The sequence below is a fragment of the Streptosporangium pseudovulgare genome (assembly GCF_014648055.1).
Lineage (GTDB): Bacteria > Actinomycetota > Actinomycetes > Streptosporangiales > Streptosporangiaceae > Streptosporangium > Streptosporangium pseudovulgare.
The window spans coordinates 278,872-300,195 of sequence record NZ_BMQJ01000007.1 but is presented as its reverse complement, the minus strand read 5'-3'; the positions used below and the strand labels follow the sequence as shown (position 1 = coordinate 300,195).

16 protein-coding genes are annotated in these 21,324 nt (G+C 72.3%); 12 read left to right on the top strand and 4 right to left on the bottom strand.

Going from position 1 to position 21,324, the window contains the following annotated elements:
• Nucleotides 1-2: 2 nt before the first annotated feature.
• The 3 genes from IEZ10_RS16565 to IEZ10_RS16555 all read left to right on the top strand — a co-directional run bounded on the left by IEZ10_RS16565 (nucleotide 3) and on the right by IEZ10_RS16555 (nucleotide 5,048).
• The gene (locus IEZ10_RS16565; RefSeq protein WP_189247394.1) at nucleotides 3-1,628 is read left to right on the top strand and encodes a type 2 periplasmic-binding domain-containing protein; all 1,626 of its coding nucleotides are present in this window, start codon (nucleotides 3-5) and stop codon (nucleotides 1,626-1,628) included.
• Between the two features lie 72 nt (nucleotides 1,629-1,700).
• Nucleotides 1,701-2,870: a Gfo/Idh/MocA family protein gene (locus IEZ10_RS16560; protein ID WP_189247393.1), complete on the top strand. Its 1,170-nt coding sequence runs from the start codon at nucleotides 1,701-1,703 to the stop codon at nucleotides 2,868-2,870.
• Between the two features lie 120 nt (nucleotides 2,871-2,990).
• Nucleotides 2,991-5,048 (top strand): hypothetical protein, encoded by a 2,058-nt coding sequence (locus IEZ10_RS16555; RefSeq protein WP_189247392.1) that lies wholly within the window; start codon nucleotides 2,991-2,993, stop codon nucleotides 5,046-5,048.
• Here IEZ10_RS16555 and IEZ10_RS16550 read toward each other — a convergent pair.
• Both IEZ10_RS16550 and IEZ10_RS16545 read right to left on the bottom strand, forming a co-directional pair.
• On the bottom strand, nucleotides 5,045-5,743 hold the full coding sequence (locus tag IEZ10_RS16550) for a B3/B4 domain-containing protein (protein ID WP_189247391.1): 699 nt from the start codon (nucleotides 5,741-5,743) through the stop codon (nucleotides 5,045-5,047). The genes IEZ10_RS16555 and IEZ10_RS16550 overlap by 4 nt on opposite strands.
• A gap of 26 nt (nucleotides 5,744-5,769) precedes the next feature.
• Entirely contained in the window at nucleotides 5,770-6,381 is a 612-nt protein-coding gene (locus IEZ10_RS16545; RefSeq protein WP_189247390.1) for a LysE family translocator, read from the bottom strand.
• An 81-nt stretch (nucleotides 6,382-6,462) separates the two neighbouring features.
• On the opposite strand from IEZ10_RS16545, the gene pdxR reads away from it, so the two are divergent.
• The 5 genes from pdxR (at nucleotide 6,463) to IEZ10_RS16520 (ending at nucleotide 12,029) form a co-directional block, all read left to right on the top strand.
• Nucleotides 6,463-7,995: a MocR-like pyridoxine biosynthesis transcription factor PdxR gene (gene pdxR / locus IEZ10_RS16540; RefSeq protein ID WP_189247389.1), complete on the top strand. Its 1,533-nt coding sequence runs from the start codon at nucleotides 6,463-6,465 to the stop codon at nucleotides 7,993-7,995.
• Nucleotides 7,996-8,230: 235 nt separating this feature from the next.
• Nucleotides 8,231-8,485, top strand: coding sequence for a hypothetical protein (locus tag IEZ10_RS16535; protein ID WP_189247388.1), 255 nt, complete (start codon nucleotides 8,231-8,233; stop codon nucleotides 8,483-8,485).
• Complete coding sequence (locus IEZ10_RS16530; RefSeq protein ID WP_189247387.1) at nucleotides 8,482-10,710, top strand: hypothetical protein; 2,229 nt, start codon at nucleotides 8,482-8,484, stop codon at nucleotides 10,708-10,710. Before IEZ10_RS16535 ends, IEZ10_RS16530 begins: the two co-directional genes overlap by 4 nt.
• Nucleotides 10,707-11,300 (top strand): hypothetical protein, encoded by a 594-nt coding sequence (locus tag IEZ10_RS16525; protein WP_189247386.1) that lies wholly within the window; start codon nucleotides 10,707-10,709, stop codon nucleotides 11,298-11,300. Before IEZ10_RS16530 ends, IEZ10_RS16525 begins: the two co-directional genes overlap by 4 nt.
• 63 nt (nucleotides 11,301-11,363) lie before the next feature.
• Nucleotides 11,364-12,029: a class I SAM-dependent methyltransferase gene (locus IEZ10_RS16520; protein WP_229811330.1), complete on the top strand. Its 666-nt coding sequence runs from the start codon at nucleotides 11,364-11,366 to the stop codon at nucleotides 12,027-12,029.
• 86 nt (nucleotides 12,030-12,115) lie between these two features.
• Here IEZ10_RS16520 and IEZ10_RS16515 read toward each other — a convergent pair whose 3' ends face one another.
• Together IEZ10_RS16515 and IEZ10_RS16510 are read right to left on the bottom strand one after the other, a co-directional pair.
• Nucleotides 12,116-13,231 carry a YncE family protein gene (locus IEZ10_RS16515; protein ID WP_189247385.1) on the bottom strand — a complete coding sequence of 372 codons (1,116 nt, stop codon included), beginning with the start codon at nucleotides 13,229-13,231 and terminating at the stop codon, nucleotides 12,116-12,118.
• Between the two features lie 174 nt (nucleotides 13,232-13,405).
• Nucleotides 13,406-14,572 carry an MFS transporter gene (locus IEZ10_RS16510; RefSeq protein ID WP_189247384.1) on the bottom strand — a complete coding sequence of 389 codons (1,167 nt, stop codon included), beginning with the start codon at nucleotides 14,570-14,572 and terminating at the stop codon, nucleotides 13,406-13,408.
• A 71-nt stretch (nucleotides 14,573-14,643) separates the two neighbouring features.
• Here IEZ10_RS16510 and IEZ10_RS16505 point away from each other — a divergent pair, with 71 nt between their 5' ends.
• The 4 genes from IEZ10_RS16505 to IEZ10_RS16490 all read left to right on the top strand — a co-directional run bounded on the left by IEZ10_RS16505 (nucleotide 14,644) and on the right by IEZ10_RS16490 (nucleotide 21,075).
• The gene (locus IEZ10_RS16505; RefSeq protein ID WP_189247383.1) at nucleotides 14,644-15,798 is read left to right on the top strand and encodes an ROK family transcriptional regulator; all 1,155 of its coding nucleotides are present in this window, start codon (nucleotides 14,644-14,646) and stop codon (nucleotides 15,796-15,798) included.
• Between the two features lie 375 nt (nucleotides 15,799-16,173).
• Nucleotides 16,174-18,072, top strand: coding sequence for a serine/threonine-protein kinase (locus tag IEZ10_RS16500; protein WP_189247382.1), 1,899 nt, complete (start codon nucleotides 16,174-16,176; stop codon nucleotides 18,070-18,072).
• A gap of 289 nt (nucleotides 18,073-18,361) precedes the next feature.
• Nucleotides 18,362-19,873 (top strand): hypothetical protein, encoded by a 1,512-nt coding sequence (locus tag IEZ10_RS16495; protein WP_229811329.1) that lies wholly within the window; start codon nucleotides 18,362-18,364, stop codon nucleotides 19,871-19,873.
• Nucleotides 19,870-21,075, top strand: coding sequence for an ARPP-2 domain-containing protein (locus IEZ10_RS16490; protein ID WP_189247381.1), 1,206 nt, complete (start codon nucleotides 19,870-19,872; stop codon nucleotides 21,073-21,075). Before IEZ10_RS16495 ends, IEZ10_RS16490 begins: the two co-directional genes overlap by 4 nt.
• The last annotated feature ends 249 nt before the right edge of the window (nucleotides 21,076-21,324 follow it).

The window sequence follows — 21,324 nt, the reverse complement described above, 5'->3', positions numbered from 1 at the left end:
CCATGTCCATGAGCATGTCCCGCCGCGGTTTCCTCGGACTCGCGCTCGCCGGCGCCACGGCCGCCGGGCTCGCCGCCTGCGGAGGCGAGGGCGGCGGCGCCGCCGGAGCCGGGAAGGGCGGCGCCGACCTGTCCAGGAAGCTCCGGCTCCCCACCTACACCCCCGCGAAGATCCCCACCCCCGACCTGCCGATCGACGCCGGCCAGGACCCGTCGTACCTGAAGTACCCCGAGCAGCTCGTCAGGTCGGTCCCGGCGCCGCCCGGCGACGGCAGCCGGATCACCGCCCTCACCCAGACCTGGGACGTGGCGCCGCCCGGCGCCGACAAGAGCGCCTACCTGCAGGAACTGGGCAAGCGCCTCAACGCTCAATGGGACATGAACATCGTGGTCGGCGAAGGCTACCCCGACAAGTTCAACGCCATCATCGCCAGCGACGACCTGCCCGACCTGGTGTGGTTCCCGCCGAACCAGGGCCTGCAGCGCGTACCCGAGCTGCTGGAGGCGAAGTTCCACGACCTCACCCCGCACCTCGCCGGTGACGCGATCAAGAAGTACCCGAACCTGGCGAATCTGGGCGACGTCGCCTGGAAGTCGGCCGTCACCAATGGCAAGATCTTCGGTGTGGCCGTCTCCTACAGCCGCTTCGGCCAGGTCTACCTGGTCAACCAGGACTTCTGGCGGCCGGTCGGCGGCATCGGCTTCACGGGCGCCGACGACTTCTTCCAGAAGTCCGTCCAACTCCTGGACGCCAAGCGCAACAGGTACGTGCTCGAACCCGCCTACGTCAACCACGTCCACATGTTCAGCCAGTGGTACGGCGCGCCGAACACCTGGCGGCTGACGGGGGGCAAGCTGGTCCACCAGTACGAGACGCCCGAATACCAGGCCGCCCTGGAGTTCGCCGTCAAATGCTTCAAGGCCGGCCTCTTCTGGCCCGACGCCACGCTCGCCACCACCAAGGAGAAGGTGGCCAACGGCCAGCTCGGCGCCTACGTCGAGTCCTTCCCCGGCTTCTACAACGACGCGCGGACGCAGAAGTACGAGCTGGGGGCCATCGTCCCCTTCGCCGCCACCCCGGACGCCAAGCCCGTCTACAACGCGGGCCTCGGCTCGGTGGGCTTCACCGCCATCAGCAAGAAGGCCGACCCCAAGCGGGTCGAGATGCTCCTCAACGTGCTGAACTTCATGGCCGCGCCGTTCGGCACGGAGGAGAACCAGCTCGTCAACTACGGCGTCGAGGGCGTCCACTTCACCCGGAAGGACGGCGAGCTGACCTTCACCGACCGGGGCGCCGCCGAGGTCCCGGCCACCCAGCAGCCGATCTCGTTCGTCATCGGCTCGCCCTCCGCGATCTATCTGCCCGGCAAGCCCGAGGGGACCCGGCTCATCCACGACTTCGAGACGAAGGTCGCGCCCATACTCCAGGAGCGCGTCACCACCGGCCACTTCTCCGACACCTTCACCACCAAGGGCGGCGAGCTGTCCACCATGGGCTCGGACATGGTGGTCGACGTCGTCACCGGCCGCAAATCGCTCTCCGAGTGGCAGGGCTTCGTGAAGAAGTGGATGGACCGCGGCGGCGCCGCGATGAAGGCCGAGTACGAGGCGTCCATCGCCAAGGGCTGACGCCCCGCCGTACGACCTTGGACGCTTCGCCGTACGAGCTGAGAGGCCGTACGGCCTGAGAAGGGATGAGAAGTGGAAGACCTGCGCATCGGAGTCATCGGCCTCGGCCTGCGGACCAGCCTGGCGCTCTCGGCCCACCGGCCGGGCCGCGGCTCGGTGGTCGCGGCGCTGTGCGACTCCGATCCGGCGGTGCTCAAACGGCAGTCCGAGCGGTTCGACGCCGACATCCTCACCGAGGACTACCGCGAGCTGCTCGACCGCCCCGACCTCGACGCGATCATCGTCATGACCCCCGACGACACCCACGAGCGCGTCGCGATCGACTGCCTGCGCGCCGGAAAGGCCGTATACCTGGAGAAACCCCTGCACATCACCGTGGAGGGCTGCGACAACATCCTGCGTACCGCAAAGGAGAGCGGCACCCGCCTCTACGTGGGGCACAACATGCGGCACATGGGCGTGGTGCGGACCATGCGCGACATCATCCGCAAGGGCGTCATCGGCGAGCCGAAGACCGTCTGGGTGCGCCACTTCGTCTCCTACGGCGGCGACTACTACTTCAAGGACTGGCACGCCGACCGCACCCGCACCACGGGCCTGCTCCTGCAGAAGGCCGCCCACGACCTCGACGTCGTCCACTGGCTGGCCGGCGGCTACACCACGCGCGTCAACGCCTTCGGCGACCTGATGCTCTACGGCGACCTGCCGCGCCGCGCGCCCGACACCCCCCGGCCGGAGAACTGGCTCAAGGAGTTCGAGTGGCCGCCCACCCGGCGCGGCGACCTGAACCACGTCGTGGACGTCGAAGACGTCTCGGTGATGAACATGCGCCTGGACAACGGCGTCATCGCCGCCTACCAGCAGTGCCACTTCAGCCCCGACTACGTGCGCAACTACACCGTCATCGGCACCGAGGGGCGGCTGGAGAACTTCGGCGACGGCCCCGGTGACACGGTCAAGGTCTGGAACACCGGGCCGAGCGGCTACCGCGACGACTGCGACATCGCCTACCGGGTGCCCGCGGCGGTCGGCTCGCACGGCGGCGCCGACACCGGGATCATCGCGGAGTTCAACCGTTTCGTACGCGAGGGCGGTGCCACCGACACCTCGCCCGTGTCGGCCCGGATGAGCGTCGCCGCCGGATACATGGCCACGATGTCGCTGCGCGACGGCGGCACGCCGTACGACGTGCCGCCGCTGGATCCGGAGCTGGCCGCCTACTTCGAGCGGGGCCAGCGATGACCCGCCGCCACCCGCGTCTGGACGCGGAGCCGGCCGTCTGCTTCGAGCGGGGCCGGCGATGACCCGCCGCCACCTGTGTTTGGACGCGGAGCCGGCCGCCTGCTTCGAGCGCGGCCGGCGATGACCCGTTACCACCTGCGCTACCAGGTCCTCCCCGGACGCGCCCCCGGCCCGCTTGCGGACTTCTGCGCCGCACACGGGGTGGAGGAGGTCGTGCTGATGACCGGTGCCGAGGAACTCCACGCCGGACACCCGGCCGGCGACGGCGAGGACCTGTGGTTCGAGACGGTCCGCGCGGCCCGGGACGCCCTGTCCGCCCGCGGCGTCCAGGTCAGCCTCAACCCCTGGGTCACCGTCGGCCACGCCGACCGCGGGCGGATCCAGGACCTCGGCTTCGCGCCGCTGGTCTCACCCGCGGGCGAGACCTCCACGGCCGCCGCGTCGCTCGCCTGCCCGATCTGGCGCGACTGGCTGGCGGCGCACTACGGACGGTTCGCCGGGCTCGGCTTCCGCGTCATGTGGCTGGAGGACGACTTCCGCTTCCACAACCACGCGCCGCTGACCTGGGGCGGCGGGTTCGAACCCGGGATGCTGGCACGTTTCCACCGCCTCGCCGGGGAGGAGCCCACCCGCGAGGAACTCGTCGCCGCGATCACCGCGCCCGGCGAGCCGCACCCGTGGCGGGCACTGCTCCAGCGGACCTGGCGCGAGGCGCAGCTCGAAGTCGTCGCGCTGGTACGGCGGGCCGTCGCCGGCCGCGCGCGGCTCGGGCTGATGAGCTCGGGCCTCGGCGTCGCCTCGGCCGAGGGAAGGTCGTGGAGCGCGCTCTTCGATCTGGTGGAGGCGCACCGCCCGCACTTCGCCCCGTACGGCGACGCGCCCGGCCGACGGCTCGCCTACTCCATCGCGATGCTGGAACTGCAACGGCCGCTGCGCCCCGCGGGCGTCGAGGTCGCGCCCGAGGTGGAGAACTGGACCCACACCGAGTGGAGCAAGTCCGACACCCAGACGTGGTCGGAGATGGTGGCCGCCCACCTGTCGGGCGCGGACGCCCTGCTGCTCGACGTGTTCCCGTTCGTCACCGGCGACCCCGGCCGCTACCCCCGGGTCGGGCGGATGCTCACCCGGTCCCGCCCGGCGCTGGACGCCACGGTCACCGGCGCGTTGGAGACCTTCGGCGTCGGCGTCCCCTGGTGGGAGGACACCGCCGCCCGCGTCCACGGCGACGGGACGCTCGGCGGCCTCGTGGCGGACCCGCTGCGGGCCGCGGAGTTCCTGCTCCCGTACGGCATCCCGGTCCGGGCGGGCGTCGCACCGGTCACCGCGCTGTTCGGCGCGACGGCCTGGGCGGTGCCGGACCCGGCGGAGCTGCTGCGTGGCGGGGTGCTGCTGGACGGCGCCGCCGCGGCGATCCTCACCGAGCGCGGGTACGGCGATCTGCTCGGAGTGTCGGTGGCCGAGGTCGTCACCCGCGAGACGACGTCGCCGCGGCCGTACGCCGTGGAGCGCGTCCGGGACGGCGGCGCGCTGCTCAGCGTCAACGTGCAGGCGGCGGTGGCCCGGCTGACGGCCGCGGACGACGCCGAGGTGTGGACGGACGTGCTCACCCCGCGCGGCGAGCACTGGGGCGCCGGACGGGTGGCGCACGTCAACGCCCTCGGCGGGCGCGTCCTCACCATGGCGGCGTGCGCGCCGGAACTGCTGGGCCGGTGCGACGACGGACGGCTCCTGGCGCAGGCGGCGGTCCGCTGGCTCGGCGGGTCACCGCCGGTCCCGGGCGGGCCGGATGACGGTCCACCGTCGGTCGCGGGTGATGCGACGCCGGGCCGGCCGGGCGGCGGGCGATCGTCGGTTCCGGACGGGGTGGACAGTGGATCGCCTGGATCGCCTGGATCGCCTGGGCCGCCCGGGTTGCCGCTGGTCACGGGCGGGCCGTACCTGATGCCGCAGTACGCGCGGGTGGGCGGTCGGTGGCGGCTGGCCGTCGCCAACGGCTCGGCCGACCCCGCCGCGCCCGTCGTCACCGGCGTCCCCGCCGGGACCGGACTCCGCGCCACCCTGCTGGAACCGCTCGCCGAGCCGCGGGAGGTCACGGCGCGGCGGGACGGCGACCGGGTGCTGGTCGACGCGGAGGTGCCGCACCGCGGGTACCTGATCCTGGATTGGGTTGGGGATTAAGCCGGGAACTCGAAGCGGGGGGTGGAACGGCTCAGCACCGCGCTCTGCGGCGTGGAACCCCACACGCGGCCCAGCTCGCCGGTGACCGCGGCCACCAGTTCCGGGACGTCCGCGGACGCGGTGTCGTGCATCGCCTCCGTGACGATCAGTACGGTGGCCGTCGTGTCCCGGACGGCCGAGTAGCCGCTCTGCCGGTTGGTCCACCGCCGGGCGTGCGCCCGTCCCGCGGCGTCGGTGAAGATCACCTCGCCCGCGTCGGGGTGCTCCGTCTCCCCGGAGAAGGTCTGGTACACCTCGTCGCCGTCCGCGTGCCGTACGTCGAGCCCCTTGGAGACCCGGGAGAGGTCGATCGCCGCCACCGGGATCGCGAACGCCAGTGAGATCGCGTTGCACAGGTCGATCAGGGGGTGGATCCGCGGGAGCACGCCCTCCTTCCTGAACCGCCGCAGCAGCGCCTCCGAGGCGCACCGGTACTGGGTCGGCTTGAGCCCCATCCGGGAGAACACGCGCCGCCAGGCCTGTATCTCGGGGAACCCGGTCTCCGGGCCGTCCGCGAGCCGGGACTCGGCGATCGCGGTGTACGCCGCGATCCGGGACTCGGCGGAGACGTCCGCGGTGATCCCGGTGACGAACAGGGCACCGGCGACGAGCTCCGGGTATTCCGCCCAGACCTCGGGCGAGTGCTGCAGATGCATGGGATGGACCTCTGTCGTGGGTCGGGTCAACGGTCGGTGAGGGCGAGCCGGACGCCGAGCGCGACGAAGGAGGCGGCGAAGACCCTCGCCAGCCACGCCGTCACCCGCGGCCGGGAGACGACCTGATCGCGCACCGAGGCGGCGAAGATCCCGTAGACGGTGAAGACGGCGAAGGTGATCAGCATGAAGACCACGCTCAGCTCCAGCATCCGGGCCGTGGAGCCCGGGTCGCCGGTGTTCACGAACTGCGGCAGGAACGCCAGGAAGAACATGGTCAGCTTCGGGTTGAGGAGGTTGACCAGCACGCCGTAGAGGATCACCCCGGAGGCCGGGCGGGGAACGGCGTCCTCGCTCACGACGACCGCGCCCCCGTCCCTGAACGTGACCCACGCCAGGTAGAGGAGGTAGGCGACCCCCAGGTACTTCAGGGCCTGGAACGCCACGGCGCTCGCGTGCAGCAGCGCCGCCAGGCCGGTGACCGTGGCCACCAGGTGCGGCACGACGCCCAGCGTGCAGCCGAACGCGGCGACGACGCTCGCGCGGCGCCCCTGGGACAGGGCGGCCGACAGCGTGTAGACGACGCCGGTGCCGGGGGTGGCGACCACGATGAGCGCGGTCACCAGGAATGCGACGCTCACTGTCCGCCTCCGAGGTTGTCCGGTCCCCGCCGGGTGGGTGCCGCCCGGCTCGCGAGTTCACCCTGCCGCCACAATGGTCCGATGGAAAGGTCCAATGACGACGCACAGGACAGGTCCATAAGGTCCGGCTCGGACTTCCTCCAGTTGAACATCGACGACGCCCCGGCGGGCGGGCTGGCCGACTGGCTGGCCCGGCGGCTCCGGCTCGCCATGGCGGACGGCAGCCTGCCGGTGGGCAGCCGGCTGCCGGCCACCCGGGTCCTGGCCGGCGAGCTGGGGGTGTCGCGTGGCGTCGTCACCGAGGCGTACCAGCGGCTGAGGGAGGACGGGCACGTCGCCGGGCGCGGCCGGGCCGGCACGGTCGTCGTCGCGACCCCGATGACCGCGCCGCCGCCCACGTCAGTGGCCGCGTCGGCGGCCGCTCCTCCGTCCGCGTTCCCGGTGCGGCCCGCCGTCCCCGCCGCGCCGGTGACGGGTGGGCCGTTCGCCGCCCCGCCGGGGGACGACGTCTTCGACATGCTGCGCGCGGTCCCAGCCCGGATCGACCTGTCACCGGGCGTGCCCGACCTCGCGGCGTTCCCGCGGTCGGCATGGCTGCGCGCCGAGCGTGTGGTGCTCGGCCGCCTCCCGGCGACCGGACTCGGGTACGGTGACCCGCGCGGGGCCCCGGAGCTGCGTCTCGCCGTGGTCAACTGGCTGGTCCGCAACCGCGGCATCAGGGCGGACCCGGACGAGGTGCTCGTCGTCTCCGGCACGTCCCAGACCCTCGCGCTGCTCGCGCGGGTGCTCCAGGACGACGGGATCGGGCGGGTCGCGGTGGAGGACCCGGGATCACTCGGCGCCCGCCTGCACCTGCGCCACTGGGGGATGGGCACCCCGCCGGTCCCCGTCGACGACGAGGGGATCCGCGTCGGGGAGCTGCGGGCGTCGGGAGCCCCCGCCGTACTGGTCACCCCGGCGCACCAGTTCCCCACCGGGGTCGTGCTCGGCGGTGGACGCCGCCGCGAGCTGGTGCGCTGGGCCGCCGACGGCGGGCTGGTCATCGAGGACGACTACGACGCCGAGCACCGCTACGACCGGCCCCCGGTCCCGGCCCTGCGGACGATGCTCCCCGGGCGGGTCTGCTACGCCGGCAGCGTGTCCAAGCTCCTGGCCCCCGCGCTGCGGACGGGATGGGTCCTCGCGCCCCGCCGATACCGGGACGCCCTCGTGGACGCCAAGCGGTACGCCGACCTCGGCAACGCCGTACTGCCGCAGCTGGTGCTGGCACGGCTGATGGAATCCGGGGAGATGGAACGGCACCTGCGTTTCCTGCGGCGGCGCCACCGCCGCCGCCGGGACGCGATGGTCGAGGCGATAGCGGCCCGCCTCCCGGGGGCCGTCGTGCACGGCGCCGCGGCGGGTCTGCACGTGACGGTCACCTTCGACGCGGACTTCGCCGACACCGACCTGGCCGCGGCCGCGCTCGCCCGCGGGGTGAAGGTCCAGCCGCTGTCGTGGCACCGCCAGTGCCCCTCCCGCCCCGGGCTCGTCCTGGGCTACGCGGTCAGCACGCCGGCCGACATCGCGGCGGGCGTGGCGGCCATCGGCGCCGCCCTACGCCACCTGACGTGACCCGGACCTCGGCGCACGACGCAAGGACCGGCCGTTCGCCTCCGGCCGCCCATGGGGCATGCCGGACGAGCATGGCGCACCGATTTCGGCGGCATATTTTTTTGATACATCGATTCGGTGATTCGACATTGCAAAATTCATGCCTTGTTCGTAAATGGATGGGCGATTAATCTGAACGGGCACGGGGGCCGCCTCATGATCGTTTCTGTACGGAAAGCCATCCCGGGAGATCGATGTGGCCAGTCTCGACCGCGAGGCGATGCAGGCGGTGGTGGAACGAATCCAGCGGCTGTCGGACGAGCACTGGTCGGTGCTCGACCCGTCCTGCCGGCTGATGGAGAACGACGCGTGGGTGGGCCCCACCGGCAGCCGCTTCGGCACCGAGATACACGCCGCCCAGCGGGAACTGCGTGCGCTGCTCACCAGCGCGGTGCACAGCGCGCAGACGAAACTCGCCTCCCTGCCGGCCGCGTCATCGGGCAAGCAGTGACCGGCGCGAGCTCCGCGGACTTCACCGGCGTCAAGCAGCCCGAGTTCGACACCATGGCGGGAAAGCACACCCAGGCCGCCGGTCAGCTCGAACGGCTGGCCCAGTCGCTGTACGGCGAACTGCAGGGCGCGGGGCTGGACACCTCCCCGGCGCTGCGCCTGCGCGAACTGGCCGGCCGCGTCGGCAAACAGGCCGAGGACCTGCGACGCAGGCAGGCACTGGTCCGCGAGATGGAGAAGCAGGACGTCGTCTTCGGCGCCTCCACGGTCAAGGGATCGTTCCTGGAGATGCCCGACGGGCTGAACGCGGCCCAGGGGTTGCTGGACGGCACCGTGGCTTCCCGGGCGGCCAGGCAGGCAGCGGGCGGGGACGTCACGGCACTCGCCACCCTGCAGAAGTACGCAGACCGGGGCGCGGACCCCGAGTTCGCCAAGGTCTTCCTGCGGAAACTGGGTGCCAAGGGCGTCACCGAACTGCCCGCCACCCTCGCGGAGCGACTGCGGGACGGCCTGGACCACGGTGACACCGTGGGCGTGGCCGCCCTGTCCGCCCAGGGCAAGCAGGCCCTCCGCCTGCTCGGCACGGCCCTCGCGACCGGCACGGACCCGAAGGGCAAGGCGTACGCGGGCGACGACTTCCTCAAGGAACTCGCCGCACAGGGCCGGGCGGAACACACCGCAGGGAATGTGAAGTACGCGGGCTACCAGTCCCAGGCGCTGGCATGGCGCGGTCACGACGGCCGGCCGCCGTTCTCCGCGAAGTTCATGGAGACCGTCGGCCGCGACGCGATCGCCTACGAGAAGGAGCAGTACGAACGCAGGTGGGCGGCGAGCAAGGACAAACTCGGACAGGCCGTCGGCGGTGGCAGGCAGGTCCCGATGTTCGACCTGGCCGCCGCGCTGGGGCTGGGCACGCTGCTGCGGCCCGGTCAGGGGGTCGTGACCCGGCCCGGAAAACAGGTCAAGTCCGCGGTCGTGGACGACCTGTTCCACGCCGCCGGATCGAGCGGGGAGGCGTCCCGGGCACTGCTGGACCACACCCCCGCGGGCCGGAAGGAGTCCGTGCTGAGCTACCTGCTCACCACCCGGCTGGACGCCTTCGCCTACAGCGACGGTCACGGACCGTTCAGCCAGGTGCTGCTGGCGGCCACCACGGGCCAGGACGCCACCTCCAGGAAACTGGCCGCCGAACTGACCAAGGCGGCGGCCGACCAGGCGCAGCGTGTCTTCGGCAAGGCCGGTGACGGCAACCTGGAGATCACCGACCGGGCCGCGTTCGACCGGCTCGCCCCGCTGCGCTACCCGCTGGCCCGGGCGATCGCGGCCAACATCGGCCAGGTCTCCAGCCTCCTGCTCAACCACGCCACCTTCGGCAAGGCCGACGCCAAGGACATGTCGTACGCACTGGCGCTGGCAGCCCGGGACGATGCCGGATACGAGGCGCTGATCCGGGCGCAGACCGAGCACATGAGGGCGGCCCTGGACAAGATGCCCCCGGTCGGCTTGGAGAAGTCGAACCTGAAGGAGCTGGGATTCAGCGCGGCAGACCTGAAGACGTACGACTTCGACGAGGACGGCCGCGTCGGTAAGGACGACGTCCGGCAGTTCCTCCTCGATGGCATCGTGGGTGAGGCACGCCCCTTCGGGCACATCGTGGAGATCAGGCGTCAGGCGCTGATCGCCGAGGGGCTGGACGACAAGAAGGCCAGCGAAGCGCTGCAGACGATGGTGCGCGACGCCATCGGGATGTTCCCGGTGCCGGGCGCCAAGCAGGTGGGTGAGTTGGCCACCGGTGCCTTCGGCTCGCTGCTCACCAAGTCGTATGACAAGGCGACCGGCGCGGGCTACGACCAGGCCGCCAAGCGGATCGCACAGCAGGTGTCGGACCAGGGGCTGGATCTGGGAGCGGCCTATCAGACTTTGGCGAACGACCGGCTCGCGGTGGAAAAACTGACCGAGCAGATGATCGCCACCACCATGCTGCAGAAGGGCCTGCTCGACGGGATCGAATTGAAAGGACAACCGTTCGCGACCGGTTCCCCGCCGATGATCAAACCATTCACGGAGATGAAACCCGAGGAGTACAGCGGCTTCCTCCGCTGGGTCAGCAGGAACGGCGCGAGCCAGGATCTGTTCGATCGGTTCAGCGGCACCTTCCGCAGGACCAGTGATGTGGATGACTACCTCAACCTAAGGATTCCTGCTTCCCAGGAAGGTGGCAAGTGAGGCTTCCCCGGCTCGGCGTTCCGCTCCTTCTGGGGCTGCTGATCACCTCGGCATGCACCATGAAGAACGAAGGTGTTTCCACGCCCACGCCGGATAACACGGAAATGATCGCTGATTCGGCTCCCTACCTTTGCGGGCTGGTCCCTGAACGAGCATTCCGCTTGGCCGGCGGTGTGGCCGGGCCCCTTGAGGAGAGGACGAACGGTACCGGCGAGGACGGCGACTGCCTGGTTCCCACCACCGGGCCCGGTCTGCTGGAAGTCGTATGGATACGGGAGACCGCCGGTTCGTCGCCTGAATATCTCGACGACCTCATGGACGACAGGCGCAAGGTTTTCACCAGGCACGGAGCGATGAAGCTGTCGTCTGACCTCGGTGAGGGGTATGCCGTCTACTTCCCGGAGGGGCCGTTCAGCGATCGTCCCTACCAGGTGACCGCCCGATTCTCCTGCGGCGGCAAGGACCGGATCATAGATCTCGCCCTGGCCAAGGTATCCAAGGGACGAGACGGGATCAAGGACATGGTCGAGTTGATGCGGATCGCGCAGAAGCGTTACGGCCTGCTCCACGGGTGCACGCCCGGTGCCTAGCGTCGGGGATACGGCTTCGCCATGACCCGAAACACCCGGTTCGGGAGGAGTTACGCTGAAGCGGTGGCGGACTCCTCGGCGGTGGGACACGGGCGGGCGGAAGAGAACGACCGGGAGAAGCGGCTGCGCCGGTACTGGGACCGGCAGGCCGGATCCTACGACCGGCGGATGGCGTCCGTGGAACGCAGGTTCTTCGGCGACACCCGCCGGTGGCTGTGCCGGCAGGCGGCCGGCGACGTGCTGGAGGTGGCCGCCGGCACCGGCCTCAACCTTTCCCACTACCCGTCCGGCGTCCGGCTGACCGGGGTGGAGCGGAGCGACCCCATGCTCGCGGTCGCCCGCCGCCGGGCCCGTGACCTCGGTCTGGCGGCCGACCTGCGGCAGGGCGACGCGCGGGCGCTGGAGTTCCCCGACGGGCGCTTCGACACGGTCGTCTGCACGTTCTCGCTGTGCGCCATCCCCGACGACGGGGCGGCGCTCGCCGAGATGGCGCGGGTCCTGCGGCCGGGTGGTCTGCTGCTCCTGGCCGATCACGTGGTCTCGACCTCCTGGCCGGTCCGGGTGCTGCAGGCGCTGGCCGACGCCGTGTCCGTGCCGCTGCAGGGCGAGCACTACCGCCGCCGGCCGCTGCCGGGGGTGCGCGCGATGGGATTCGGGATCGAGCGCCACGAACGCCTTAAGCTCGGCGTCATCGAGCGGTTCGCCGCCCGCAAGCCCGCCACCGTCTGAAGCGCAGCACCCGCCCCACCACCCGGGCCACGGCGTCCGCGAGACCGCCGTCCGCGGGGCCGGAACGCCCCGCGGGCCGGGTACGGTCAGCCGCCGCAGGCGGCGAACGCGATCGTGTCGGACAGCACCTTGTAGGACTCCCGGACCCTGGTCTTCTTCGTGGCCGTGTCGATCCGCAGGACGCGCACCCGGGCCGGCCGGGAGCTTCCGTCGTACGTGACGAAGTGGGCGGTGACCTGCTCCGGCCCCGTCCAGGCCAGGGTTTCGGGCGCGCTCCTGCCGACCGGCACCCGGGTCAGCACCCTGCCCGACGCGAGGTCGTGGACGACGACGTCCCACCGGCCGCGCTTCTCCTGCGCCGTCACCACGGTCGCGCCGTCCGCGGCGAGGCCGTAGGGGGCGTAGACGCCCTCCTTGTCCAGGGTCCGGCCGCGCAGCCGTTCTCCGGACGGTCCGAGGACGCGCAGGGTCGTCTCGGTGGTCTCGCCGTACGCCAGAAGCTCGTCGTCGTCGGCGCTGAACCCGAGAAGCACCCGGTTCCACGGCACGGTCCAGAGCGGCGCGCCGCTCGCGGTGTCGTACACCCGGGTGGGCAGCTTCCGGTCCTCGGGGAGGACGACCGCCAGGCGGGCGCCGTCCTGGGACAGGATCAGGGTGACGTCGTCCATCCCGACGCGGGCGGGCAGCGCGCCGGCCATGGCGCGGACCTTCCCGCCGATCTCCCGGACGACCAGCCGGCCGTCGGACTTCCTGAAGTAGGCGACGTGCAGGCCGTTGCCGCTGACCTCGATCGGCGCGACGGAGTACTTCTGCGGCCTGCCTTTCGCGTCCAGCGGCGTGATGCGGGCGTCCGCCAGTCCCCGGCGTTCACCCCCGTGGGTGACCAGGCGCCACTTCCCGCAGGGGTACTGCACCTCGTGCTTGTCGGAGCAGCCTCGCACCGAGGCGTACCGGACCGCTTCCGAGTGCGGCACCGCGTCCGCGTGGCGCTCCATGCCCGTGTCGTGCGCGGTCCCGGTGTACGGCGCCGCGCCGGCATGAGGTCCCGCTTCACCGTACGGCGCCGCCCCCGGGTGGGGCGCGGTCCCGGTGTACGGCGCCGCCCCCGCCTGCGGCGCCGGTGCGGCGTTCGCGACCTGGATCCCTCCGAGTGCCGCGGCGGCCAGGATCGCCGCCGTGGCCACTGCGACCTTCGTCCTCATCGGACCTCCCGAGTCGACGAGTCCCCCGTATGGACTTCACCCGGTTGGACCGCCGGATTCGGGGAGAAGTTCGACAGTATTAGCTCTGGTTCAGCCGGAACTTGCCGTACTCCTGCGCCGGGAACGGCGCGGTCCGCGAGGACCGCCGCTACCCGCGGCCTATGAGGGCCGCCGCTACCCGCGGCCCGCCGGGGCCGCCGGTTCCGGGGCGGAGGCCGCGGTGCGCGGGCGCAGGGCCGCGGCCAGGAGCGGCACCAGCACGATCACACCGGTGATCACCCCGAACGCCGCCGGGTAGGACAGGCCGTCCGCGATCCAGCCGGTGACGGCGGGGGCGAGCAGCCCCGACAGGTACGTGATGGTCGCGACGCCCGCCACGCCGTCCCCCGGCGTCGGACCGGTTTTGCCGGCCGTGACGAACACCAGCGGCACGATCACCGCGATGCCGAGCCCGAGCAGGGCGAATCCGGCGATGCCCAGGGCGGGCGCGCGGGAGGCGACCACGACGGCGCCGCCGATCGCGGCCACGACGCCGCCGGCCCTGACGGTCGCCACCGGTCCGAAGCGCCGGACGAACAGGTCCCCGGCGAGGCGGGTGCCCGCCATGCAGAACATGAAGACCGTGTAGCCGGCGGCGGCGACGCCGGGCCCGGCGTCGGTCACCTCGGTCAGGTAGAGGGCGGACCAGTTCGTGCTCGACCCCTCGGCGAAGGTGGCGCAGAATCCGAGGAGTCCGATGATCGCGACGGCCCGCGAGGGCAGGGCGAAGCGGCGCGGCACCGGGGTGCCGGCGGAAGTGGTGTCGGCCAGCAGGCCGCGCCCCGCGACGGCGGCGAGGGCGACCAGCACGAGCGCGGTCACCCCGAGGTGCAGGCGGGCGTCGATCTCCGCCTGGGCGGCCAGGGCTCCGGCTCCGGCGGCGACCAGGCTGCCCACGCTCCACATGCCGTGCAGCCCGGACATGATGGACCGCCCGAGGTGCCGCTCGACCACCACGGCGTGGGAGTTCATCACCACGTCGCTCATGCCGGCGGCGGCGCCGTACAGCAGGAACGTGGGGAACAGCCAGGCGGGCGCGGGCATGAGGGCGGGCAGCGCGAGGCCCGCGCACCACACGGTGATCAGGAGGCGGGTGGCGGTGGTCCCGCCGAGGCGGTGGGCCAGGCGGGCGGCCATCGGCATCCCCACGAAGGCACCGATCGACGGGCAGAACAGGACGAAGCCGAGGGTGGCCGGGCTGAGGCCGAGGTGGTCCTGGATCCAGGGGATGCGGGTGGCCAGGCTGCCCGCGACGGCGCCGTGGAGGGCGAAGACGGCGGCGATGGCACGGTGGGGGGTCATGTCGGAGAATCTAACAGGCAGGCTTCCTGATGAAAAGCTGAACAGGCAGGAACCCTGACTAATATGGCGGGATGAAGACCGCGACCCCGGCCACGGCCCGGGCGATCAACGATCGGCTCGTCCTCGACCTGCTGCTCGAACGCGGTCCGCTGACCGCCCCGCAGCTCCGCGAGCTCACCGGCCTGTCCAGGCCCACCGTGTCCGACCTGATCGAACGGCTGCGGGACGGCGGCCTGATCGAAGTGGCCGGCGAGTGCGGCGAGAACCGGCGGGGACCGAACGCCCGGCTGTTCGGGATCGTGGCCGGCCGCGCCCACGTGGCCGGGGTGGACGTGCGGTGCACGGCGGTCAACGTGACGGTCGCGGACATCACCGGCCGGACGGTCGGCTCCGCCGTACGCGGCCTCCCCGGGTCCGGCCGCGGTTCCGCCCCCGCTTCCGGCGGGGACGCGGGGCCGGGCGGGCCCTCCGGTTTCTCCGCCTCTTCCGGGACGCCGGAACCGGGCGGGACCGGCGCCGTTTCCGCGCCCCCCGGTTCCGGCGGGACGCCGGGCCTCTCCGCGCTGATCGGGTGCGCCGTCGCCGAGGCCGCCGCGGGCCGGACCCCGGACACCGTCGTGCTCGGCGCCCCCGGCCTGGTGGACCCGCGGCGCGGTGACCTGGTGACCCCCAACGACGTGCCCGGCTGGGAGCCCGGCCTGCTCCAGGCGGTACGGCGCGACCTGGACGTCCCGGTGACGCTGGAGAACGAGGTCAACCTCGCCGCCGTCGCCGAGCACCGCACGGGAGCCGCCACCGGACGCGACGACTTCGTGCTGCTCTGGCTCGACGAGGGCGTGGGCGCCGCGCTCGTGCTGGACGGCCGGGTACGGCGCGGCGCGTCGGGCGGCGCGGGCGAGATCGGCATGCTGCGGACGGACGGCGGGTTCTTCTGCGACCTCGTGGGGCCCGATGTCCTGCGTGGTCTCGGCCCGAACGACACGGCCGGGCGGATCGCCGCCTGCGCCGCCGCCCTCGTCACCATCCTCGACCCCGGCCTGGTCATCCTCGGCGGGAGCATCGGCCGCGAGGGCGGCGACGACCTCGCGGAACTGGTCGAGGAGCGGTTGCGCGACCTGTCCCCGGCCCCGACGGAGGTCCGCGCGAGCACGGTGGCGGGCAACGCCGTCCTGCAGGGCGCGGTCCTGACCGCCCTGGATCTCACGCGCGACAGGATCTTCGGCTGATCCCGCCGTCCACGGAAACCGTCTGGAGGACGCTTGCCGAGGAGGCGAGGGGAGTCGTGATCGGTCCGTGGGGAACGGTCGTCGGCGGAGGTGGCGGGAGCGGTGATCGGTCCGTGGGGAACGGCCGTCGGCGGGGGTGGTGGGAGCGGTGATCGGCCCGTGAGAGGACGGCCGTCGGCGGGATGACGGACGCTGTGATCGTCTCAGCGGCGGGACGCCTCAGCGGCACGGCACGCGAACCTGTATTTTCTCGTCGTAAGGTTCTCCGGATTTATCCGACGAGTCGACGCCTTTTCTGGGGGCGGGGTTTTGGGCAGAGGAACCGTTATCGGCGGGCGTTACGAGCTGGATCCCGCATCCCGCCGTTCCGGTGGAATGGGGGAGGTCTGGTTCGGTTACGACAACCGTCTGGACCGGCGGATCGCCATCAAATTCATCAAAACAGCCCGGTTTCCCGATGGCCGTCCGGACAAGGAACTGGCCAGGCGTTTCATACGCGAATCACGAATTACGGCCAGACTGGAACACCCCGGTGTACCCACCGTTTATGACTGCGGCCCGCACGGCGACGACCTCTACATGGTCATGCAGCTCGTCAGGGGGCACCCGGTCTCGGCGCTGCTCGACGAGACCGAGATCCCCGTGGCCTGGGCCGCGGCCATCGCCGCGCAGGTGTGCTCCGTGCTGACCGTGGCCCACGACGGCGCACTGGTGCACCGGGACCTGAAACCCGGAAACCTGATGCTCTGCCCCGACGGCACGGTCAAGGTCCTCGACTTCGGCATCGCCGCCGCCCTCGCCTCCGCCGGGGCGGACGCCGCCGGTGGGGAGATCCGCCTCACCAGGACGGGCGAGGTGCTCGGCACCCCGGCGTACATGGCGCCCGAGCAGGCCATGACCGGGGCCGTCAGCCCGCGCAGCGATCTGTACTCCCTCGGCGTGATCCTCGACGAGATGCTCGCCGGGGACAACCAGTTCACCGCCCCCACGGCGCTGGCCACGATGCGCAACCACACCGACGTCCCGCCCCGGCCGCTGCGCGCCAGGCGGCCGGACGTCCCCGAGGGGCTGGAACGCCTCGTCCTGTGGCTGCTGGCCAAGAAACCGGAGGACCGGCCGGGCGGCGCGGACGTCGTCTACGACCGGCTGCTGGACTTCTGCCGCGAGCTGCCGCCCTTCCCCGGTTACGTCGACCTGGACACGCCCCACCCGGCGCGGATGTACGCCACGGTCGTGGGCCGCATGACCGCCCCGCCGCACGCCGAACGGCCGCCGCACACTGAATGGCCTCCACACACCGAGCGGCCACCGCACGCCGAACGGCCGCCGCACACTGAATGGCCTCCACACACCGAGCGGCCACCGCACGCCGAACGGACGTCACACGCCGAACGGCCGCCGCACATCGAATGGCAGCACACCCAACGGACGTCGTACATCGAACATGCCCCGCATGCCGAACGGCAGCAGCCCCGCGAACGGCGGCCCGACGGCGAACGGGCGCCGCGTCGCGAACGGCCACCGTACGGCGAGCACCGGACGGGCCACGAACGGCACTCGGGCCACGAACGGCCGGGCCACGAGCGTCACCCCGGCCACGAGGCGACTCCGGGCCGTGAACGGCGCCCCGGCCACGAACGGCAACCGGAGTACGGGCGGGGCCCCGCCCACCCGGTGCGGCCGGCGCGGTTCCGGTTCGCCGCCGGGCTGGTGCAGATCGAACACGAGGACATCGAACGGGCCCGCCGGGAGGCCGAGGCGCTCAAGGCGGCGTCCCGTTTCGGCCAGGCGGCCGACGCGCTGGCGGAGATGGTGGGCCCCGCGGCCGGGTCGTTCGGCCCGACCAGCTCCGAGGTCATCGGCCTGCGGATCGAACTCGCCGAGCTCCTCTTCCTCGGTGGGGACTACCGCAGGGCGGCGCCGGAGTTCCGCCGGCTGGCCGCCGACGTCGCCGCCGTGGAAGGCCCCGGCAGCAACCTCGCCCTGCGCTGCCGGCTGATGGAGGCCAACTGCCACGCGGCCGTGGGCGAGACGGACCTCGCGCTGTCCGATCTCCGCCGGCTCCTCGACGACGAGAGACGGTTCGGCGCCGACGAGGACCGCCTCCTCGAACTCCGCTGCCAGATCGGCCTGGTGGAACTCGGCGCGGGCCGTACGACGCGGGCCGGGCGCACGCTGGGCCGCCTGCTGCCCGACCTGGAACGCAGGTACGGCCCGCACCACGCCAACGCCAGGAAGGTACGCGCCATCCTGGAGAACCTCGGCGACCGCTGACGCGGGGCCGACGAAGATCGGCCCCCACTCCGGAAGATCCATCCGGTGGGACGTGTCCATCGCGGCCATTGACGGTTCCGTACCTGTGCGGGGGCGGGAGTGACCACTGACGATTCCGTGCCTGTGTGCGAGCCGTGCCTGTGCGGGGTGAGGACGACCGGTACGGATGATCGGCGACGGCGGAAAAGACCGGGAAAAGGCGGACAAGCCGGTGTTATCGTTCCAGGGCCGGCCGCGGGACTTCGGCGCGACTTCCGGAACCCGCCTGTGAAGCGATGATTCGCAGTTCGTGCCCTCACACCCCGGCCGGCGCCGTACCGTCGCGACCACCGAGAGCAGGACGACCGCCGTGACCGCCGAGAGCACGGAGACCTTCGCGGACCTGGTCGCCGCCGAGGACGTCCTGCTGTTCGTGAACGCCGCGATCACCTCCACCGGGCAGCGCGAGTTCCACTCGGGCGAGGACGAGCAGGGCCTGTCCCTGGGCTTCCTCCACGAGTACCTGCTCGGCAACTACCGCGACCTGTACGCGGCCACCCTCGCCCTGGACGTCAACGACCACAACGCCGCCCTGATCATCCGGAACCTGCTGGTCACCGCCGGTGAGGCGGACCCGGAGCGGCGCCGCGCCGAGGGGCGTCTGATCGCCCGGCGGCTGGCTCTGCTGCCGCCGCCCCGGGTCTACCGGCTGTTCCGCGAGCTGCGCCGCGCCAGGGTCAACAACCGCCGCACCAGGGCGATCATGCGGGACTGGCTGGCCGCCCGGCCGGACCTCGCGTTCGACGCGGTGAAGTACCGCGGCGCCGTCAAGACCGCCTTCCGCCACGCCCACCTGGAGCCGCGAGGCGAGCTGGGGACGTTCCTGTTCGCCCCGCGCAGGAAGGCCGCCTACGCCACGCCGATCCTGGAGAGCTGGCGTCAGGCCCACTACCGGCAGGAGGCGATCTACGACCTGCCCTACACGGTGGCGGAGGGTTTCGCGGCGAAGCACGGCATCCCCCGCGCCGCATTCCTGGAGCGCATCGCGCCCCGGCTCACCCGCCTGGAACGGCTGCGCCTGCAGGAGTCGGCCCGCACCCTCAAGGCCGGCGCGGTGCGCGCCGACCTCACCGCGATGCCGCTGACCCGGCTGGCGTCCTACGTGCTCGGCCTCCCGCCGGACGACCGCGTGCGCCGCCGCGCCGAGCTGACGGAGGCGCTGCGCGCGGCGGCCCGCCGTACCGCGGGCGAGCAGGCCGGGCGCTGGGGGAGGGTGACCGCCGTGCTCGACGACAGCTTCTCGGCGTACGGCTCGGCGCAGAAGCGCCGCCGCCCGCTCGCCGTCGCGCTGGCCTGCCACTTCCTGCTGGAGGCGCTGGCCTCGCGGTACACGCCGCTGTGGCTGTCGGGCCGCTCGGACGCGCTGCTCGTCCGCCCGTACGGCGCGACACCGCTCGGCGAACGCGTTCTCGACGCCCTGGAGCTCGGACCCGAACGCCTCGTCATCGTCTCGGACGGCTGGGACAACGCGCCGCCGGGCCTGGCGGGAGAGGTGCTGCGGATCTGGCGCACCCGGCTCGACCCGGACGGCGCGTGCGGTGTCGTGCACCTCAACCCGGTGTACGACGCGGCCTCCTTCGACGTGCGGCGGCTGGCGGCCGGCGTGCCGTCCGCCGGGATCCGCGACGCCGAGAACCTGGTCGCCCTCGTGGAGCTGGCCCGGTTCGCGGAGGGCCGCACCGGGCTGCCGGAGCTGCGCGCCCACCTCGCGCGCCGCGTCGCGGCCTTCCTGGACGCGGAGCCCTCGGAGGAGGACGCATGACGCAGGAACTCACCCTCACCGGGCTCTCCACCCGTCCTGCGCAGACCTGGGGTGGCGTGCGGCTCGTGCCGCTGGTCCGCGACGAGCCGATCGAGGACCTGCGGCTCGACGCCCGCCTCCACGACGACCCCGGCCTCGACGAGGACCCCCGCGGCCACTACGACGGTCCTGGCCTCGACGTCGTCGAGATCGGGCGCCGGGACCGCTACATCTCCTACATCCCGCACGCGTTCGTGGCTACCTGGACGTCCGACGGCACGCCCGCCGCGGCGTACGGCACCCAGCTCCGGGACGCGGCGAAGGACGGTTCCCCGCCCCGCCGGATGCCGCTGCGCTTCCACCGCCGCATGGCCCGCCGTGAGGACCGGAACCGGCTGCGCTTCATGCCCCAGCATCTGGCGATGGAGGGCTACCTGGCGCTGCACTTCGGCGGCCCCGAGGTCTCCTGGGAGGAGTGGTCGCACCGCGCGATCAGCCGCGGGCTCTCGCCCCGCGTCGAGGAGGCGTACACCGGCGCCCAGGTCCGGGGGCTGGCGGACGCGCTGCGCGTCTTCGAGATCCACCCCGGCCAGTGCGGCGTCGTCGTCTACGCGGCGGACGCGCTCGCCGCCGCGTTCGTGGTGCCGCACCCCGCCGACTACCGTGCCCTGCACGCCACCCTGGTCCACGACCTGTACGGCGAGCTGATCCACCACTACGCGACGCTCACCATGCCGGTGCCCGACTTCAGGGCCCGCATCGCGGACGCGGGGGTGCGCTCGCTCGCCGACCTGCGCGCGGCGGCCCGCCGCCAGACGGAGGAGTGGGCGGCCTTCCACGACCGGGTCATGGCGGCCGGACCGCTCGGCCCGGGATACACCTACCAGCGTGTGTACACGATGGGCCGTTACCGGCTGTCCCGCTTCCTGCCGCCCTTCGAGCGGCACCGGGAGAACCACATCGGCGAGCTCATCACGGACGAGCACGGCAGGCTCGCGTACCTCAAGACGTTCCGGCTGTCGGAGAACCAGGTACGGCGCGGCCACCTGCTGACCGAACTGGCCGCGTGCGACTGGAACCTGGCCGCCACCGCCGCCGCGCTCGGCGTCACCGAGCCGGAGCTGGGCCTGCGCATCGAGGGCGCGGGCTTCGGGCACCTCCTGCGCCAGGACGTCCTCGACCGCTACCGCGCCCACGCCCGCCGCTCGGGCCGCACCCGCTGACCTGGGCCGCGTCCTGGGCGGATGGGCCGTATCCGGCGTGAGTCCCGGAGCGGGGAGCCGTACCGGTGCGCCCCGGGCGGAGGCACCGTCCGGTGCGGGGTCCGGGCGGGTGCGTCGTACCGGGCGTGCGTCCCGAACGGTGAGCCGTACCGGGTGCGGGCCCCGAAGGGTGAGCCGTACCGGGCGCTCGGCTCCGGTCCCCGAAAACCGGCCACGAGCCCGCCCTTGACCTTGTCACCGGCGTCACGG

Coding starts and splice junctions, on each gene's coding strand:
- IEZ10_RS16565 (WP_189247394.1), top strand. CDS start 3: ATGTCCATGAGCATGTCCCGCCGCGGTTTCCTCGGACTCGCGCTCGCC.
- IEZ10_RS16555 (WP_189247392.1), top strand. CDS start 2,991: ATGACCCGTTACCACCTGCGCTACCAGGTCCTCCCCGGACGCGCCCCC.
- IEZ10_RS16490 (WP_189247381.1), top strand. CDS start 19,870: ATGACGCAGGAACTCACCCTCACCGGGCTCTCCACCCGTCCTGCGCAG.
- IEZ10_RS16505 (WP_189247383.1), top strand. CDS start 14,644: ATGAAGACCGCGACCCCGGCCACGGCCCGGGCGATCAACGATCGGCTC.
- IEZ10_RS16500 (WP_189247382.1), top strand. CDS start 16,174: ATGGGGGAGGTCTGGTTCGGTTACGACAACCGTCTGGACCGGCGGATC.
- IEZ10_RS16510 (WP_189247384.1), bottom strand. CDS start 14,572: ATGACCCCCCACCGTGCCATCGCCGCCGTCTTCGCCCTCCACGGCGCC.
- pdxR (WP_189247389.1), top strand. CDS start 6,463: ATGGAAAGGTCCAATGACGACGCACAGGACAGGTCCATAAGGTCCGGC.
- IEZ10_RS16515 (WP_189247385.1), bottom strand. CDS start 13,231: ATGAGGACGAAGGTCGCAGTGGCCACGGCGGCGATCCTGGCCGCCGCG.
- IEZ10_RS16550 (WP_189247391.1), bottom strand. CDS start 5,743: ATGCATCTGCAGCACTCGCCCGAGGTCTGGGCGGAATACCCGGAGCTC.